Raw genomic sequence first — 17,430 nt, 5'->3', positions numbered from 1 at the left:
GGCGTTTACGGTGGAGGGGACGGAATTCGGCAGGGGAAGGGGCCCTCATGGACGCGGGCGCGTTGATCATCATGTTCGCCTTGGTGATGCTGTTCGCCTTCCTGGGGCTCGGCGCGTGGGCCACGGTGAAGGCGGTCGGTGCGGCGAAGCGCGGTGTGGACCGCACCATCACGCAGGCCAAACGGACCGTGGAGGACACCGCCCTGAAGGCGAAGAGCCTCGGCCAGGTCGGGGTCGGCGGGGCGCTCGCCCAGCTGCGCCTGGACCTGCGGACGTCCATGCGGACCACACAGGACGCGCTGACCGAGGGCGCGCGGACGGACGCCTCTCTGAAGGAGTCGCTCGCCCTGTTCGAGCGGCTGAGCGCGCACGGGCACGAGCTGGACGACGAGCTGAAGCGGCTGGAGCAGGAGCCGGACCGGGCGCGGGTCGCCCAGGCCCTGCCCGACCTGCGGGAGCGGACGGCGAAGATCACGCAGGCTGCGGACTCGCTGCGGTGGGCCGCGCGCGACCGGGCCCGCCGGTTCGCGGAGGACGAGCTGTCGACGCTGTCGGAGCAGATCGAGGTCGAGTCGGACGCACTGCGGGACTGGGGCTCCCGCCGGGACGCGCTGGACGACCTCGCGGCGGCCGCGGCGGCGTGGGACGCGGGTGCGGGTGCGGGTGCGGGTGCGAGTACGGGCCCGGGGGCCGCACCGGCTCAGGACGTCCAGGGGCGGCAGGCTTCGTCCCCCGCTCCGGCGCTGAACCCGGCCTCGCCGGCACCGAAGTACCCGTGGCAGAAGAGCCCCCGCCCCGAGACGACGACCTGAGACGGCCGGGCCTGAGACGGTCGGGCCTGAGGGGATCGGCCTGAGACGGTCGGGCCAGGGCAGCGGGGTCTGAGGCGGCCGGGGCAGCCGAGTCTGAGGCAGTCAGGCTCGGGGCCGGGGCCGGGGCAGCGGGTGGTGGGCCCGGCCGGTGGCGCCGGTGTCGGACGGGCCGCGCCGAGGGCCGTGGCGGGAGGGGTCGGGCTGCCGTTGCAGCCCCTCTGGCGGTAACCTCCGCCTCATGTCCCGCCATGTCGCGATCGTCACCGATTCCACGGCCTACCTGCCCCCACCGGCCATGGCGCGGCACGGAATCACCTCCGTCCCGCTGACCGTGGTCGTCGGCGGCGAGGCCCTCGAAGAGGGCACCGAAATCTCGGCGCGCAGCCTGGCCCTGGCCTTGCAGAAGCGCCGCTCGGTCACCACCTCCCGCCCGAGCCCGGAAGAGTTCGTACGGGCCTACCGGGCGGCCGCGGAGGCCGGGGCGACGGGCATCGTCAGCCTCCACCTGTCCGCGGACTTCTCCGGCACCTACGACGCGGCCGTGCTCGCCGCCAGGACCGCACCCGTCCCGGTGCGGGTGGTCGACACGGGCATGGTCGCGATGGCCCTCGGATTCTGCGCCCTGGCCGCCGCCGAGACCGCCGAGACGGGCGGCTCCGTCGACGAGGCCGTGGCCGCCGCGGAGAAGCGGGCCGTCGACATGTCGGCGTACTTCTACGTCGACACCCTCGACTACCTCCGCAGGGGCGGGCGCATCGGGGCCGCCCAGGCCCTCCTCGGCTCGGCCCTCGCGGTGAAGCCGCTGCTCACGCTGGACGGCGGACGCATCGAGATGCTGGAGAAGGTACGGACGGCCTCCAAGGCCATCGCCAGGCTGGAGGAACTGGCCGTAGAGCGGGCCGGGACGGCCGAGGTCGATGTGGCCGTGCACCACCTCGCGGCGCCCGAGCGGGCGGAGAAGCTCGCGGAGCGGCTGCGGGAGCGCATCCCGGGCCTGGTCGAGATGCACGTCAGCGAGGTCGGCGCGGTGATCGGCGCACACACGGGGCCGGGGCTGCTCGCGGCGGTCGTCTCGCCCCGCTGATCACCGGAAAGGGTAGCGGGGTTTTCCACAAGCACACGGAAATCCACCGGAATTGAGTGTTCCGAACGGCGGTCGGGATTCGTCCCTACCGTCGTGGCATGACTCTTCGCACGCGCAGTTCGCACCGCTCCGGAGCCACCGCCGGCCCGGGCCGTCCCCCTCTCTCCGACAGCCGCCTGCGGCCCCGCCGCGGCCGCGCCGGAGCCCGTTTCCGCAGGGCTGCTGCGCCTGGCGACGACGCCGCCGCGGCTGTGGTGCGCCGCCGGGCGGAAGCCCTCCTCGGTGGCGGCGGCGCCGTGCCACCGGGACCGGAGCCGTCGGCCCAGCCGCCACCACCGCCACCGCCACCACCGCCACCGCCACCACCGCCACCGCCGCCACCGCCGCTGCCGACGTGGTCGTCGGCGCCGCCGGCCACGTTGCCGGCGCCGCCGTCGGCAGCGGGTTCGGAGCCGCGGGCGTCGGGTCCCGAGCCGTCGGCACCGCCACCGCCGCCACCCTCGGCCTTCCCGGGCGAGGCGGATCCGCGGCCGCCCGGGGGCTTGGGGTGGCTCGCCGTACGGGAGCGGCTGCCGCTGTGGGTGCAGGCCCGGCTGGAGGTCCGGCCGCGCGCCGTGGGCGCCGTCGCGGTGGTGCTGGCGGTTGCCGTCGGATTCGGCGTCCAGCAGTACTGGTCGGCCCGGCCGCAGCCGGTGACCGCGCCGCCGGCCGTCGCCCCGGCCACGGAACCCGCCCCGGCGCCTGGCCCGGCCCCCGGGCCGCCCGGCGGCGCCGAGAGCGGCTCCCGCATCGTCGTGGACGTCAGCGGCAAGGTCCGCGACCCCGGGGTGCGGCGGCTGCCCGCCGGCTCGCGGGTGGAGGACGCGCTCGCCGCCGCCGGGGGAGCCACCCCGGGCACGGACACCACCGGGCTCAACCGGGCGCGGGTGCTGGTCGACGGTGAGCAGGTGGTCGTCGGCGGCCCGGCGCCGCCCGCGGCGGGGCCCGGCGGGCCGGCCGCCGGACCGCTGAGCCTCGGTACGGCCACGGTGGAGCAGCTGGACGCACTGCCCGGGGTCGGGCCCGTGCTGGCGCAGCACATCGTCGACTTCCGCACCGCCCGCGGCGGCTTCCGGTCGGTGGAGGAGCTCCGCCAGGTCAACGGCATCGGCGAGCGCCGCTTCGCCGACCTGCGCAAGCTGGTGCGGCCGTGAAGCGGGCGGAGGGCACGGAGCCCGTGGACCTGCGGCTGGTCGTGCCCGCCCTGGCCGCCTGGGCGGCGGCCGCCGTCGCCCTCGGCGTGCCCGCCGGGTGGAGCGCCGTCGGGGCGGGGCTCGGGGTGGCGGCCGCCGGGCTGCTGCTCCTCGCCGGATGCCTCCGGCCCGACCGGCTGTGGCGGGCCGGGACGGCCGCCGCCCTCGCCCTGCTGTGCGCGGCCGCCGGTGCCGGGGTGGCGGCCCTCGCCCGGGCGGAGGCGCGGGCCGGGCCGGTGGGCGGCCTGGCCCGGAACCACGCCCGGGTCCTCGCCGAGCTCACGGTCGCCTCCGACCCGCGGAGCGCCCGTACGGGCGGCGGCCCGCCCGTGGTGGTGCTGGACGCGGTGGTGACCCGGGTGACCGTGCCTGGCGGTGCCCCGACGCGGGTCGCGGCCCCGGTCCGCGTCCTGGCCGGGCATCCCGGCTGGGGCGGGCTGCTGCCGTCCACCCGGGTCGCGGTGGAGGCCCGCCTCGCGCCGGGGCGGGACGGGGAACGGGCCGTGGCGCTGCTGCGGCCCGCCGGGGACGCCGCGCCCCGGGTGACCGGCGGCCCCGACGCCGTCCAGCGGTCGGCCGGACGGCTGCGGGCCGGGCTGCGCGAAGCCACCGACGGGCTCGCACCGGACGCCAGGGCCCTGCTGCCGGCCCTGGTGGTCGGGGACACCTCCCGGGTGCCGCCCGAGCTGGACGAGGCGTTCCGGGCCACCGACCTGCTGCACCTGCTGGCCGTCTCCGGGTCGAACCTGACCGTGGTGCTGTTCCTGCTCCTCGGACCGCCGGCCCGCGCGCAGCAGGCCGAGCGGCGCGGGCTCGCCCCGCGGCTCGGGCTCTCCCTGCGGGCCACCGCCCTCGCGGGCACGGCGCTGACGCTGGCGTTCGTGGTCGTCTGCCGGCCCGAGCCGAGCGTGCTGCGGGCCGCGGCCTGCGGGGCGGTCACCCTGCTGGCCATCGCCACCGGCCGGCGCAGATCCCTGCTCCCCGCCCTGGCCGCCGCCGTCCTGCTGCTGGTGCTCTGCGACCCGTGGCTGGCCCGAAGCCCCGGATTCCTGCTGTCCGTCCTGGCCACCGGGTCCCTGCTGACGCTCGCCCCGCGCTGGAGCGGGGCCCTGCGGCGGCGCGGGATGCGGCCCCGGCCCGCCGAGGCGCTGGGGGCCGCCGCCGCGGCCCAGGCCGTCTGCGCGCCCGTGGTCGCGGTGCTCTCGGCGCGGGTGAGCCTGGTCGGGGTGCCGTGCAACCTGCTCGCCGAACTCGCGGCGGGTCCGGCGACCGTGCTCGGCTTCGCGGTGCTCGCGGTGGCGCCGCTGTCCCCGCCCGCCGCGGAGCTGCTCGCCCGGTGCGCGGCGGTGCCGGCCGGGTGGATCGCCGCCGTGGCCCGGGGAGGGGCGCGGCTGCCGGGGGCGGAGCTGGCCTGGCCGGGCGGCCTCGGCGGCGGGCTGCTGCTCGCCGCCGTGACGGTGGCCGCCGTGGTCTTCGGAACGCGGCTCCTGCGCCGCCCCTGGGCGTGCTGCGCGCTGTGCCTGCTGCTGTTCCTGGCCGTGCTGCGGCCGCCGCAACTCACCCGTACGCTCACCGGCTGGCCGCCGCCCGACTGGAGCTACGTGCAGTGCGCGGTCGGGCAGGGCGATGCCGGTGTGCTCGCGGCCGGGCCCGGAACGGCCGTGGTGGTGGACGCGGGGCCCGAACCGGAACCGGTGGACGAGTGCCTGCGCGTGCTCGGGGTGCGGCGGGTGCCGCTGCTCCTGCTGACCCACTTCCACGCCGACCACGTCGGGGGCCTGCCGGGGGTGCTGCGGGGCCGGGCGGTGGGGGTGATCCAGACCACCGTGCTGGATCAGCCGGCCGGGCAGGCGGGGTTCGTCCGGCGGACCGCGGCGGCAGCCGGAGTGCCCGTCGTCGCGGCGGTGGCGGGGGAGCGGCGCCGGGCCGGGCCGCTCGCCTGGCAGGTGCTGTGGCCGCCGCCCGGCGGACCGCCCACCGACGGGCCGAACGACGCGAGCGTGACCCTGCTGGTCCGCGCCGCCGGACTGACCCTGCTGCTCCTCGGCGACCTCGAACCGCCCGCCCAGCAGGCCCTGTTGGGAGGCCACCCGGACCTGGGGCCGGTCGACGTCCTGAAGGTCGCCCACCACGGCTCCGCCCACCAGGACGCGGCCCTGCACGAGCGGGTCCGGCCGCGGCTCGCCATCGTCCCGGTCGGCGCCGGAAACCGCTACGGACACCCTGCTCCGGGGACCCTCCGGCGGCTGCGGTCGCTGGGCGCGACGGTCCTGCGCACCGATACCCACGGCTCCGTCGCGATCACCGGCAGTGGGCCCCGGCTGCACGCGTTCCCGTCGCGGGGGAGCCGGCGACGGCACGTCCGAAGCGTGCGTCCGCGCTCTGTTTGCCCACAACCCGACAGCATGATCGAATGCGTCTTCGCCACAGCGGGACATGTCCACACAGCACGGGGGTGCACCAACCATGTTCGTACGCCGAAGAGGGAAAGACACGGCCGGAAGCAGTGCTTCGCACACCGTTGCGACGCTGACGCTGCCTCATGCGGCGCATCTGCTCAGCTGCCGGGTCCTGGACACCGTCCACCAGCCCGTCCGCCGGGCCGCGTTCGAGGTGACCGACCCGATCGGCCGGCACGTCGTCAGCGGCGAGACGGACCCGTACGGCGGGTTCGCGGCGGCCGTACCGGAGGGGGAGTACCGGCTCACGGTCACCGCCGAGGGCTTCGCCCCCTTCCACGGGGCGACGATCGTGGGGGACGCGGCGCAGTCCGGCACCGCCGAGATCATCCTCGACGCGGTGGAACCGCCGCTGCTGCCGCAGCCCGGGCACTGGGAGCTCGACCCGGCGCACTCGTCGATCGCGTTCACGGCCCGGCACATCGGACTCGCCCGGATCCGTGGCCGGTTCAACACCTTCGCCGGGGCGGTGCGGATCGCCGACCGCATGGAGGAGTCCTCCATGCATGTGATCATCGACGCGGCGAGCATCGACACCGGCCTGAGGATGCGGGACGACCACCTGAGGTCGGCGGACTTCCTGGACGCGGCCCACTACCCGACCGTGGAGTTCTACAGCGAGCGGTTCATCCACCGCAGCGGCAGCCGCTGGGCCGTGGCGGGCGCGCTGACCCTGCACGGCACCAGCCGGTCGGTGACCCTGGACACCGAGTACCTGGGGCTGGGCACGGGCCTGGAGGGCGAGCCGCGCGCCGCCTGCCGGGCCTCCGCCGAACTCAACCGCGAGGACTTCGCGCTGAACTGGCAGTCGGTGCTGGCCAACGGGATCGCGGCCATCGGTTCGAGTGTGGACGTGACGCTGGACGTGCAGATCGTCCGCAAGGCCTGAGCCGGGCCCTACCTCTGATCTTGCGAGAGTGCTCCGGCCTTCAGGCCGGGGGTGAATCGCATCTCAAGACTGCTCTGACCTCGGCCGCGGGGGCGGGTCCGCACTGTCCACCCGCGCCCACGGCCGGCCACACTCGGTCCGGCCGCTTCTGCTGCGCGATGTAGTCCTCGACCACCTGGAGCGGCGCACCGCCGCACGAGCCCGCGAAGTACGAGGGCGACCAGAACCGGCCGTACATGATCGCCCGGTTGACCCGGCCGGTGAACTCCGCGCGCAGACGGCGGGACGAGACGCCCTTGAGACCGTTGACCAGGCTGGCGAGCGCGACCTTTGGCGGGTAGTGCACGAGCAGAGGAACGTGGCCGACCTCGCCGATGAACTCCTTCAGCTCCGCGCCGAAGTCCTCACAGACCTTGCGCATGACCTCTTGGCAGCGCGCCGGCATCTCGTCGTTCATGACACCGCGTCGGTACTTCGTGACAAACCCCAAGTGCGCGTGCAGGTTGTGGACGACTGTTCGACCTCGGCGGATTTCGGGGTTTGGATCCCGCGGTGGCATAGGCCAATGGCAGAGTGATCTCTGTGCAGCTTCGGTACTCGTTCCGCGTGTACCCGGGCGCTGGTCAGCGCGCGGCGTTGGCGAAGGCGTTCGGGTGTGCGCGGGTCGTCTTCAACGACGCGTTGCGCGTCCGCGAGGAGGCCCGTGCGGCGGGGCTGCCGTTCGTCACCTGGGCGGAGCTGTCCAAGCGCCTCACGGCCGCGAAGAAGGCGCCGGAACGGGCCTGGCTCGGCGAGGTCTCGGCGGTGATCCTCCAGCAGTCTCTGCGGGACCTGGACACGGCGTACCGCAACTTCTTCGACGGGCTGAAGGGCAAGCGCCCGAAGATGGGCGCCCCGCGCTTCAAGTCGAAGCGGGACAACCGGCAGTCGATTCGCTTCACCGCGAACGCGGCCTGGCAGATCACGCCGGGCGGGAAGCTGCGCCTGCCGAAGATCGGCGACCTCAAGGTGAAGTGGTCCCGTTCCCTGCCGTCCACCCCGACCACCGTGACCGTGGTCCAGGACGCGGCCGGGCGGTACTTCGCGAGCTTCGTCGTCCAGACGGACGTTTCCGAGGTACTGCCAAAGACGACGCCCGAGGTGGGCATCGATCTCGGACTCGGCCACTTCGCCGTCCTCTCCGACGGCACGAAGGTCGACAGCCCGCGCTTTCTGCGCCGGGCCGAGAAGCGCCTGAAGAAGGCGCAGCGGGACCTGTCCCGCAAGGAGAAGGGCTCCATCAGCCGGAACAAGGCCAGGGTGAAGGTCGCTCGCGCTCACGCGCGGGTCGCCGACGCACGCCGCGAGTTCCACCACCAGCTCTCGACGAGGATCATCCGCGAGAACCAAGCGGTTGCCGTCGAGGACCTGGCGGTGAAGGGACTCGCGCGTACGCGCCTGGCCAAGTCCGTCCACGATGCCGGATGGTCGGCGTTCGTGAGCATGCTGGAGTACAAGGCCGCCCGGTACGGACGCACCTTCATCCGCATCGGCCGCTTCGAACCCACCAGCCAGGTGTGCTCGGCGTGCGGCGTCAAGGACGGCCCCAAGCCCCTCAGCGTCCGCGAGTGGACGTGCCAGGCGTGCGGGACCGTCCTGGACCGGGACGTGAACGCGGCGGTCAACGTCGCCAAGGCCGCCGGACTGGCGGTGTCAGCCTGTGGAGCGCAGGTCAGACGGGCACCTTTGCCCGCACCGCGCAGCGAAGCAGGAACCCACCCGAAGCGACCCACACGGCTTGTGCGGGAGCAGACGGGAATCCCGGGCCTTTAGGCCCGGGAGGATGTCAAGGGGCCTCCAGCCAGCCCTCGTACTCGGCGGCGAGACCGTCCAGTGCCGCGGTGTCGAGCCGTTCCCGCGGGTCCTCGACGACGACCAGCCACTGGGCGTCCTCGGCGTCGTCCTCGCCGGCCAGGGCGTCGCGGACCAGCTGCGGCTCCTCCGCCAGGCCGAAACGGTCGACGACCTCTTCGGCCACCTCCTCCGCGGCGTCGCGGTCGGGCAGCACCAGTACATGTCGCACATTCACGCGACCATTCTCGGGTACGCGGCGCGGGGGACTGTCGGTGCGGCATGGGATGCTGGGGGCGATGGCCACCAGGAAGAACTCCACCGACAATCCGCTCGCCCCGCTCACCCTCGCGGTGGGGCAGGAGGACCTGCTGCTCGACCGCGCCGTACGGGAGGTGGTGGCCGCTGCCCGCGCCGCCGATCCCGACACGGACGTGCGCGACCTGACGTCGGACCAGCTCCAGCCCGGCACACTGGCCGAGCTCACCAGCCCCTCGCTGTTCTCCGAGCAGAAGGTGCTGGTCGTGCGCAACGCGCAGGACCTGTCCGCGGACTCGGTCAAAGAGGTCAAGGCGTACATCGCCGCCCCCCTCGAGGAGATCGTCCTCGTGCTCCTCCACGCCGGCGGTGCGAAGGGCAAGGGCCTGCTGGACGCGGCCCGCAAGGCGGGGGCCCGGGAGATCGCCTGCCCGAAGATGACGAAGGCGGCCGACCGGCTGGCGTTCGTCCGCGGCGAGTTCCGCACGCTGGGCCGGTCGGCGACCCCGGAAGCCTGCCAGACGCTGGTCGACGCGATCGGCAGCGACCTGCGGGAGCTGGCGAGCGCGGTGGCGCAGCTCTGCGCGGACGTCGAGGGCACCATCGACGAGGCCGTGGTCGGCCGCTACTACACGGGCCGGGCCGAGGCGTCGAGCTTCACGGTCGCCGACCGGGCGGTCGAGGGGCGCGCGGCGGAGGCCCTGGAGGCCCTGCGGTGGTCGCTGGCGACCGGGGTGGCCCCGGTGCTGATCACCAGCGCCCTCGCGCAGGCGGTCCGGGCGATCGGCAAGCTGGCCTCCGCCCCGCGCGGCGCCCGCCCGGCCGACCTGGCCCGCGACCTGGGCATGCCGCCGTGGAAGATCGACCGCGTGCGCCAGCAGATGCGGGGCTGGTCGGCCGACGGGGTCGCCGACGCCCTCCGCGCGGTCGCCGAGGCCGACGCGGGCGTCAAGGGAGGCGGGGACGACCCGGAGTACGCCCTGGAGAAGGCCGTGGTGGCCGTCGCCCGCGCGGCCCGCCCCCGCCGCCCCGCGTACTGACCGGGCCCGGGCAGCCCGAAGGCCCCGGACACCACCCTGGGGAAAGGGGGGCGGCCGGGGCCTTCGGTTACCGATATGTGCGCCGCACCCGCGTGGCGAACGCAGGCCGCGTGCGGCGCTGGGGTGCCGGTCAGGAGCGGATGAGAGGGCCCGCTGGGTCCTTCCCGGCGATCACATCGAGTGCTCAGCCCTGAAGGGAGGCAACCTTGGAGGCCAGCGCCGACTTCTTGTTGGCGGCGGCGTTCTTGTGGATGACGCCCTTCGACACAGCCTTGTCCAGCTTCCGCGAGGCGACGCGCGCCGCAGCGGTGGCCTTCTCGGCGTCGCCGGCGACGACAGCCTCGTTGGCCTTGCGGATGAAGGTGCGGAGCTCGGACTTGACGGACTTGTTGCGCAGGCGCGCCTTCTCGTTCGTCTTGTTCCGCTTGATCTGGGACTTGATGTTCGCCACGAAAGAGCCTTTTCAGGTTCAGAGTTTGATCTTCCGGTTGCGCCTCGCTGCTGAGAGGGCATACGAGACACAGCTGCCCAGGCTACCAGGGGCACCCGGGGTGGCCCAAACCGAGCGCACTGCCCCGTCCATGGGACCATGGAACCTGCGTACAGATCCGACCCAACGCTTCTGCGACCCGAGAATCAGGACACTGCGTGCCCGCCATCCCCAGCCACGTGCCCGAGCCGAGCCGTACCGACCCGGCGCTGATCCGCAATTTCTGCATCATCGCGCACATCGACCACGGCAAGTCGACGCTTGCCGACCGGATGCTGCAGCTCACCGGTGTCGTCGACCAGCGGCAGATGCGCGCCCAGTACCTCGACCGCATGGATATCGAGCGTGAGCGCGGCATCACGATCAAGTCCCAGGCGGTCCGACTGCCCTGGGCGCCCACCACGGGCGACGGGGTGGGCAAGACGCACATCCTCAACATGATCGACACCCCCGGGCACGTCGACTTCACCTACGAGGTCTCGCGCTCCCTCGCCGCGTGCGAGGGCACGATCCTCCTGGTGGACGCCGCCCAGGGCATCGAGGCGCAGACGCTCGCCAACCTCTACCTGGCGATGGAGAACGACCTCGCCATCGTCCCGGTGCTCAACAAGATCGACCTGCCGGCCGCCCAGCCGGAGAAGTTCGCCGAGGAGCTGGCGAACCTGGTCGGCTGCGACCCCGACGACGTGCTGCGGGTCTCCGCGAAGACCGGTGTCGGCGTGGACGCGTTGCTCGACCGCGTGGTGCAGACCGTCCCGGCGCCGGTCGGCGTCAAGGACGCCCCCGCCCGCGCGATGATCTTCGACTCGGTCTACGACTCGTACCGCGGCGTGGTCACCTACGTCCGTGTGGTCGACGGCACGCTCAACAAGCGCGAGCGCATCCGGATGATGTCCACCGGCGCCACGCACGAGCTGCTGGAGATCGGCACCAACTCGCCCGAGATGCTGCCGGCCGACGGCCTCTCCGTCGGCGAGGTGGGCTACCTGATCACCGGTGTGAAGGACGTCCGCCAGTCCAAGGTCGGTGACACGATCACCCAGCAGATCGGCGGTGCCACCGAGGCGCTCGGCGGCTACAAGGACCCGAAGCCGATGGTCTTCTCGGGCCTGTACCCGCTCGACGGCTCGGACTACCCGGAGCTGCGCGAGGCCCTGGACAAGCTCCAGCTCAACGACGCCGCCCTGGTGTACGAGCCGGAGACCTCCGCGGCCCTCGGCTTCGGCTTCCGCGTCGGCTTCCTCGGCCTGCTGCACCTGGACGTGGTCCGCGAGCGTCTGGAGCGCGAGTTCGGCCTCGACCTGATCGCCACCGCCCCGAACGTGGTCTACCGCGTCGTGCTGGAGGACGGCACGGAGGTCACGGTCACCAACCCGAGCGAGTTCCCCGAGGGCAAGATCCGCGACGTGTTCGAGCCGGTCGTGCGGGCCACCGTGCTCGCGCCCACCGAGTTCATCGGCGCGATCATGGAGCTGTGCCAGACCCGCCGCGGCACGCTGCTCGGCATGGACTACCTCTCCGAGGACCGCGTCGAGATCCGCTACACGCTGCCGCTCGCGGAGATCGTCTTCGACTTCTTCGACCAGCTGAAGTCCAAGACGCGCGGTTACGCCTCCCTCGACTACGAGCCCACCGGCGAGCAGGCGGCCAGCCTGGTCAAGGTCGACATCCTGCTGCACGGCGACAAGGTCGACGCCTTCTCCGCCGTCACCCACAAGGACGCCGCCTACGCCTACGGCGTGCGCCTCGTCGCCAAGCTGCGCGAGCTCATCCCGCGGCAGGCCTTCGAGGTGCCGATCCAGGCCGCCATCGGCTCGCGCGTCATCGCCCGCGAGACCATCCGCGCCATCCGCAAGGACGTCCTCGCCAAGTGCTACGGCGGTGACATCTCCCGTAAGCGGAAGCTGCTGGAGAAGCAGAAGGAAGGCAAGAAGCGCATGAAGATGGTCGGCTCCGTGGAGGTCCCGCAGGATGCCTTCATCGCCGTCCTGTCGAGTGACGACTCCGGCGGCAAGAAGAAGTAGCAGTTCGCCGCCGGCAGTCCGGTCTTGCATGCGAAACAGGTCCCCGCGTACACATGCGGGGGCCTGTTTCGTTATGAATCGGCGGCTCAAGGGCCCTTACGCGTCAGGCGGAGGGCACCTACCCTGATCACTGCCGTTGGTTACCCGCCAGTCACTACCCCTTGGCCGCAGATTCTGCTGCCAGCCCTGTCGGAAGCCGCCGCCCACCCCCGGGACGGCAGGCCCTGCCGCGTGGTCCGGAGGACGTCCGTGAGCGACACACAGACCCTGATCGAGAACCGTCCGCCCACCGTGGCGGCCCTCTTCCTGGAGCGTGTCGCCGCCACGCCCAACGCCGAGGCCTACCGGTACCCGGTGCCCCCGGCATCCGGCAGCGGCCCGGACGACTGGAAGTCGCTGAGCTGGGGCCAGGCGGCCGAGCGGGTCTTCGCCATCGCCGCCGGCCTGATCGACCTGGGCCTCAAGTCCGAGGACCGCGTCGCGCTGGCCTCCAACACCCGCGTCGAGTGGATCCTGAGCGACCTGGGCGTGATGTGCGCCGGCGGCGCGGTCACCACCATCTACCCCAGCACCAACGCCGACGAGTCCGCGTTCATCCTGGAGGACTCGGCCAGCCGGGTGCTGATCGCCGAGGACGCCGCCCAGCTGGCCAAGGCCCGCGAGCGCCGCGCCGACCTGCCCGACCTGCGGCACGTCGTCGTCCTGGAGGCCGCCGACGCGGTACCCGCCGAGGGCGACCCGGAGGGCTGGGTGATCTCCCTCGCCGATCTGGAGGCCCGCGGCAAGCAGTACCTCACCGAGTACCCGGAGGCGGTCGAGGAGCGGATCGGCGCCATCACCGCCGACCAGCTCGCCACCCTCATCTACACCTCGGGCACCACCGGCCGCCCCAAGGGCGTCCGGCTCCCGCACGACAACTGGTCGTACATGGCCAAGGCCACCGTGGCCACCGGCCTGATCACCGCCGAGGACGTCCAGTACCTGTGGCTGCCGCTGGCGCACGTCTTCGGCAAGGTCCTGACCTCCGGCCAGATCGAGGTCGGGCACGTCACCGCCGTCGACGGCCGCATCGACAAGATCGTCGAGAACCTGCCGGTCGTCCAGCCGACCTACATGGCGGCCGTCCCGCGCATCTTCGAGAAGGTCTACAACGGGGCCGCGGCCAAGGCCCGCGCCGGCGGCGGCGCCAAGTACAAGATCTTCCAGTGGGCCGTCGGCGTCGCCCGCGAGTACGCCAAGGCCACCCAGGACAACTACCGCCGCACCGGCCGGGCCACCGCCCCCTTCGGCCTCACCACCAAGCACAGGATCGCCGACGCCCTCGTCTACTCCAAGCTCCGCGAGGCCTTCGGCGGCCGGCTGCGCGCCGCTGTCTCCGGCGCCTCCGCCCTGGCCCCGGAGATCGGCTACTTCTTCTCCGGCGCCGGCATCCACATCCTGGAGGGCTACGGCCTGACCGAGTCCAGCGCGGCCTCCTTCGTCAACCCCGGCGAGGCCTACCGCACCGGCACGGTCGGCAGGCCGCTCCCCGGCACCGAGGTCCGCATCGCCGACGACGGCGAGATCCTGCTGCGCGGCCCCGGCATCATGCAGGGCTACCACGGCCAGCCGGACAAGACCGCCGAGGTGCTGGAGGAGGACGGCTGGCTGCACACCGGCGACATCGGCGAGCTCTCGCCCGACGGCTACCTGCGCATCACGGACCGCAAGAAGGACCTGATCAAGACCTCCGGCGGCAAGTACGTCGCCCCGGCCGAGATCGAGGGCCAGTTCAAGGCGATCTGCCCGTACGTGTCGAGCATCGTCGTGCACGGCGCCGACCGGAACTTCTGCTCCGCCCTGGTCGCCCTCGACGAGGCCGCGATCCTGGGCTGGGCCGCCGAGAACGGGCTGGAGGGCACGTCGTACGCCGGGGTGCTGGCCGCCCCGGAGACGAACCGCCTGATCGAGACGTACGTACAGACCCTCAACGAGGGACTGCAGCGCTGGCAGACGATCAAGAAGTTCCGGATCCTGCCGCGCGACCTCGACGTGGAGCACGGCGACCTCACGCCCAGCCTCAAGCTGAAGCGGCCGGTCGTCGAGCGTGAGTTCAAGCACCTGATCGACGAGATGTACGAGGGCGCCCGCGAGGCCTGAGCCCTGCGGTACGGGGCCTGAGCCCCGCGGTACGGGGCCGGCGGCCCGCCCGGCCCTCCCGCCGCGGCGGCCGCCCGGGCGCCCGCCCGGCCGGACCCCGGCCCGCGTACGGGACAATGGGGGCATGCCTTCCGCACTGCCCGACGGCGAGCCCATGCCCGAAGACGGCACGCTGCCGTCGCACGCCCTGGCGGGTGCCGGGGACCGCCCGCTCGGGTTCTACCTGCACGTCCCGTACTGCGCCACCCGCTGCGGGTACTGCGACTTCAACACGTACACCGCGACCGAGCTGCGCGGCTCCGGCGGCGTGCTCGCCTCCCGCGAGAACTACGCCGACACCCTCGTCGACGAGGTGCGCCTCGCCCGCAAGCTCCTCGGCGACGACCCGCGGCCCGTCCGCACGGTGTTCGTCGGCGGCGGCACGCCCACCCTGCTGCCCGCCGCACACCTGGTCCGCATGCTCGCGGCCGTCCGGGACGAGTTCGGCCTGGCGGAGGACGCCGAGATCACCACGGAGGCCAACCCGGAGTCGGTCGGCCCGGAGTACCTGGCCGAACTGCGGGCCGGCGGCTTCAACCGGATCTCCTTCGGCATGCAGAGCGCGAGGCAGCACGTCCTGAAGGTGCTCGACCGCACGCACACCCCGGGCCGCCCCGAGGCCTGCGTCGCGGAAGCCCGCCGGGCGGGCTTCGAGCACGTCAACCTGGACCTGATCTACGGCACGCCGGGGGAGTCGGACGACGACTGGCGGGCCTCGCTGGACGCCGCCCTCGGCGCCGGCCCGGACCACATCTCCGCGTACGCCCTGATCGTCGAGGAGGGCACGCAGCTCGCCCGCCGCATCCGCCGCGGCGAGGTCCCCATGACCGACGACGACGTCCACGCGGACCGGTACCTGATCGCGGACGAGGTGCTCGCCGCCGCCGGCTACTCCTGGTACGAGGTCTCCAACTGGGCCACGTCCGAGGCCGGCCGCTGCCTGCACAACGAGCTGTACTGGCGGGGCGCGGACTGGTGGGGCGCGGGCCCCGGCGCGCACAGCCACGTCGGCGGCGTGCGCTGGTGGAACGTGAAGCACCCCGGCGCCTACGCGGCCGCGCTGGCCGGGGGCCGGTCGCCCGGAGCCGGCCGCGAGCTGCTGTCCGAGGAGGACCGGCGCGTGGAGCGGATCCTGCTGGAGCTGCGGCTCGTGGACGGCTGCCCGCTGTCCCTGCTGGCCCCGGCCGGCCTGGCGGCCTCCCGCCGCGCCGTGGAGGACGGCCTGCTGGAGCCGGGCCCGTACGCGGCCGGGCGCGCCGTGCTCACCCTGCGGGGGCGGCTGCTGGCCGACGCCGTGGTCCGCGACCTGGTCGACTGACGCCGGCCGGCCCGAGCCGGCCCGGCCCGCTGCCGTGCGCCAGGCCGGCCCGAACCGGCCCCGGCCACTGCCGCGCGCGCCGCCTTGCCTGCGCCGCCCCGGCTGCCCCGCGCGCCCGGCCGCCCCGGACGCCCTGGCCGCCCCGGCTGCTCCGGGCGGGTGCCGCGGGGCGGTCAGGCCGTGACGTGGTCGATCAGGTGTTCCACCGCGCCCAGCAGGGCGGGCTCCAGGTCCTTGTACGACGTCACGCGGGACAGGATGTGCTGCCAGGCGGCCCCGGTGTTCTCCGGCCAGCCCAGCGCCCCGCAGACGCCCGTCTTCCAGTCCTGGCCCCGCGGGACCTCGGGCCAGGCCGGGATGCCCAGCGCGGACGGCTTCACGGCCTGCCAGACGTCCACGTACGGGTGGCCCAGCACCAGGACGTCGTCGGAGGCGACGGCCGCCGCGATCCGGGACTCCTTCGAGCCGGGGACCAGGTGGTCCACCAGGACACCCAGACGGGCGTCCGGGCCGGGCGCGAACTCGGCGACGATGGCGGGCAGGTGGTCGACGCCCTCCAGGTACTCCACGACGACGCCCTCGATCCGCAGGTCGTCGCCCCACACCCGCTCGACGAGCTCGGCGTCGTGCCGGCCCTCCACGTAGATCCGCCCCGCCCGCGCCACCCGGGCCCGCGCCCCCGGGACGGCGATCGAGCCGGAGGCGGTGCGCAGCGGCGCCGCCGGACCCCGGGCGGGCCGGACCAGGGTGACCACGGTGCCCTCCAGCAGGAAGCCGCGCGGCTGCAGCGGGAAGACCCGCCGCTTGCCGAAGCGGTCCTCCAGGGTCACCGTGCCCGCCTCGCAGGCCACCACGGCGCCGCAGAAGTCCGTACCGGCCACCTCGACCACCAGGTCGGGTTCGGCCGGCACCTCCGGCGCGGCCTTGGCGCGCTTCCACTGCGGGGTCAGGTCGGGGGAGTACTCACGCATCCGGCCGCTCCGGGGAGAGCGGGCCGGCGCCGGTGTCCGACACGCCGAACCGGGCGGCCAGCGCGTCGCGTTGCGCACGGACGAAGGCCGCGTCCACCACGGCCCCGTGCCCCGGCACGTACAGGGCCTCCTCGCCGCCCAGGGCCAGCAGCCGGTCCATGGCCGCCGGCCACTGCTCGGGCACCGCGTCCCGGCCCGCCTGGGGCTCGCCGGACTCCTCCACGAGGTCGCCGCAGAAGACCGTCTCGCGTTCGCCCGGCACGAAGACGGCGAGGTCGTAGGGGCTGTGGCCGGGCCCGACGTTGGCCAGCAGCACCTGTACGCCGCCCAGGTCCAGGGTCCACTCGCCCGACACCAGGTGCCGCGGCAGCACCAGCAGGTCGGCCGCCTCGGCGGCCTCGGCCTCGTCCAGGCCCTGGCGCACCGCGTCATCGCGGAGCTCGTCGCGTCCCGCGATGAGCTCGCCGTCCAGTCCGACCGCCCCGTAGACCTCGGCCCCGGAGAAGGCCGCGCTGCCCAGGACGTGATCGAAATGTCCGTGTGTGAATGCGATATGGGTCACGCGCCGACCCGTCAGCCGCTCGGCCTCGGCCCTGATCGAGGCCCCCTCCCGAACGCTCGAACCGGGGTCGATCATCAGGACGGACTCGTCCCCGACCACCAGTCCCACCGTGCAATCCCACACCGGGAGACGCTTGCGGCCGGTCCGCCGAGTCAAACGTTCCCAATCCGTGTCTTCCCACCGTACGTCCATACCGCGACGCTACCTGGCGGGCCACCCTTGCTAGCCGCGTACTGCCCGGCCGTACACTGGCCGGGGGATCGCTGGCACTCCGACGAGCCGA

Annotated in this window: 13 protein-coding genes and 2 pseudogenes; 10 read left to right on the top strand and 5 right to left on the bottom strand. The window is 73.6% G+C overall.

Going from position 1 to position 17,430, the window contains the following annotated elements:
- Positions 1–47 precede the first annotated feature (47 nt).
- The 5 genes and pseudogenes from ACIQUT_RS07450 to ACIQUT_RS07430 all read left to right on the top strand — a co-directional run bounded on the left by ACIQUT_RS07450 (position 48) and on the right by ACIQUT_RS07430 (position 6,476).
- Positions 48–812, top strand: a complete 765-nt coding sequence (locus ACIQUT_RS07450; protein ID WP_403560389.1) for a hypothetical protein — start codon at positions 48–50, stop codon at positions 810–812.
- 238 nt (positions 813–1,050) lie between these two features.
- Positions 1,051–1,896, top strand: a complete 846-nt coding sequence (locus ACIQUT_RS07445; RefSeq protein ID WP_403560387.1) for a DegV family protein — start codon at positions 1,051–1,053, stop codon at positions 1,894–1,896.
- Between the two features lie 542 nt (positions 1,897–2,438).
- Positions 2,439–3,089, top strand: coding sequence for a helix-hairpin-helix domain-containing protein (locus tag ACIQUT_RS07440; RefSeq protein WP_403560385.1), 651 nt, complete (start codon positions 2,439–2,441; stop codon positions 3,087–3,089).
- Positions 3,086–5,458: pseudogene (locus ACIQUT_RS07435) on the top strand (ComEC/Rec2 family competence protein); the annotation flags it as partial. The gene ACIQUT_RS07440 and the pseudogene ACIQUT_RS07435, both read left to right, overlap by 4 nt.
- 136 nt (positions 5,459–5,594) lie before the next feature.
- A complete protein-coding gene (locus tag ACIQUT_RS07430) occupies positions 5,595–6,476 on the top strand; it encodes a YceI family protein (protein ID WP_403560383.1) in 882 nt (293 codons plus the stop codon).
- Between the two features lie 139 nt (positions 6,477–6,615).
- Here the strand turns inward: ACIQUT_RS07430 and tnpA are convergent.
- A pseudogene (gene tnpA / locus ACIQUT_RS07425) lies at positions 6,616–7,035 on the bottom strand (IS200/IS605 family transposase); the annotation flags it as partial.
- A gap of 23 nt (positions 7,036–7,058) precedes the next feature.
- Here tnpA and ACIQUT_RS07420 point away from each other — a divergent pair.
- Positions 7,059–8,288: an RNA-guided endonuclease InsQ/TnpB family protein gene (locus ACIQUT_RS07420; protein ID WP_403560381.1), complete on the top strand. Its 1,230-nt coding sequence runs from the start codon at positions 7,059–7,061 to the stop codon at positions 8,286–8,288.
- Between the two features lie 13 nt (positions 8,289–8,301).
- Here the strand turns inward: ACIQUT_RS07420 and ACIQUT_RS07415 are convergent, their stop codons facing one another.
- Positions 8,302–8,544 (bottom strand): hypothetical protein, encoded by a 243-nt coding sequence (locus tag ACIQUT_RS07415; RefSeq protein WP_403560379.1) that lies wholly within the window; start codon positions 8,542–8,544, stop codon positions 8,302–8,304.
- Between the two features lie 61 nt (positions 8,545–8,605).
- Between ACIQUT_RS07415 and holA the strand changes: the two genes are divergently transcribed.
- Positions 8,606–9,604 (top strand): DNA polymerase III subunit delta, encoded by a 999-nt coding sequence (gene holA, locus ACIQUT_RS07410; RefSeq protein WP_403560377.1) that lies wholly within the window; start codon positions 8,606–8,608, stop codon positions 9,602–9,604.
- A gap of 184 nt (positions 9,605–9,788) precedes the next feature.
- On the opposite strand, the gene rpsT is transcribed toward holA, so the two are convergent.
- Entirely contained in the window at positions 9,789–10,055 is a 267-nt protein-coding gene (gene rpsT, locus ACIQUT_RS07405) for a 30S ribosomal protein S20 (RefSeq protein WP_385677219.1), read from the bottom strand.
- Positions 10,056–10,252: 197 nt separating this feature from the next.
- On the opposite strand from rpsT, the gene lepA reads away from it, so the two are divergent.
- The 3 genes from lepA (at position 10,253) to hemW (ending at position 15,614) form a co-directional block, all read left to right on the top strand.
- Entirely contained in the window at positions 10,253–12,118 is a 1,866-nt protein-coding gene (lepA, locus tag ACIQUT_RS07400) for a translation elongation factor 4 (protein WP_403560374.1), read from the top strand.
- Between the two features lie 249 nt (positions 12,119–12,367).
- Positions 12,368–14,257, top strand: a complete 1,890-nt coding sequence (locus ACIQUT_RS07395; protein ID WP_403560372.1) for an AMP-dependent synthetase/ligase — start codon at positions 12,368–12,370, stop codon at positions 14,255–14,257.
- A 154-nt stretch (positions 14,258–14,411) separates the two neighbouring features.
- Complete coding sequence (hemW, locus tag ACIQUT_RS07390) at positions 14,412–15,614, top strand: radical SAM family heme chaperone HemW (protein ID WP_403560634.1); 1,203 nt, start codon at positions 14,412–14,414, stop codon at positions 15,612–15,614.
- 173 nt (positions 15,615–15,787) lie between these two features.
- On the opposite strand, the gene ACIQUT_RS07385 is transcribed toward hemW, so the two are convergent.
- Positions 15,788–16,585 (bottom strand): DUF3097 domain-containing protein, encoded by a 798-nt coding sequence (locus ACIQUT_RS07385; RefSeq protein WP_403560370.1) that lies wholly within the window; start codon positions 16,583–16,585, stop codon positions 15,788–15,790.
- Entirely contained in the window at positions 16,578–17,339 is a 762-nt protein-coding gene (locus ACIQUT_RS07380) for an MBL fold metallo-hydrolase (RefSeq protein ID WP_403560369.1), read from the bottom strand. Before ACIQUT_RS07380 ends, ACIQUT_RS07385 begins: the two co-directional genes overlap by 8 nt.
- Positions 17,340–17,430 lie beyond the last annotated feature (91 nt).

The sequence above is a fragment of the Streptomyces sp. NPDC090445 genome (genome assembly GCF_044769385.1).
Classification (GTDB): Bacteria; Actinomycetota; Actinomycetes; order Streptomycetales; family Streptomycetaceae; genus Streptomyces.
Note: the sequence above shows the minus strand (reverse complement) of the source record. Positions and strands in the feature narration are given on the sequence as shown.

Bases quoted from the DNA above. Each gene is read 5' to 3' on its own strand.
- hemW (WP_403560634.1), top strand. From the start codon at position 14,412: ATGCCCGAAGACGGCACGCTGCCGTCGCACGCCCTGGCGGGTGCCGGG.
- ACIQUT_RS07445 (WP_403560387.1), top strand. From the start codon at position 1,051: ATGTCCCGCCATGTCGCGATCGTCACCGATTCCACGGCCTACCTGCCC.
- ACIQUT_RS07430 (WP_403560383.1), top strand. From the start codon at position 5,595: ATGTTCGTACGCCGAAGAGGGAAAGACACGGCCGGAAGCAGTGCTTCG.
- ACIQUT_RS07450 (WP_403560389.1), top strand. From the start codon at position 48: ATGGACGCGGGCGCGTTGATCATCATGTTCGCCTTGGTGATGCTGTTC.
- ACIQUT_RS07380 (WP_403560369.1), bottom strand. From the start codon at position 17,339: ATGGACGTACGGTGGGAAGACACGGATTGGGAACGTTTGACTCGGCGG.
- ACIQUT_RS07385 (WP_403560370.1), bottom strand. From the start codon at position 16,585: ATGCGTGAGTACTCCCCCGACCTGACCCCGCAGTGGAAGCGCGCCAAG.
- holA (WP_403560377.1), top strand. From the start codon at position 8,606: ATGGCCACCAGGAAGAACTCCACCGACAATCCGCTCGCCCCGCTCACC.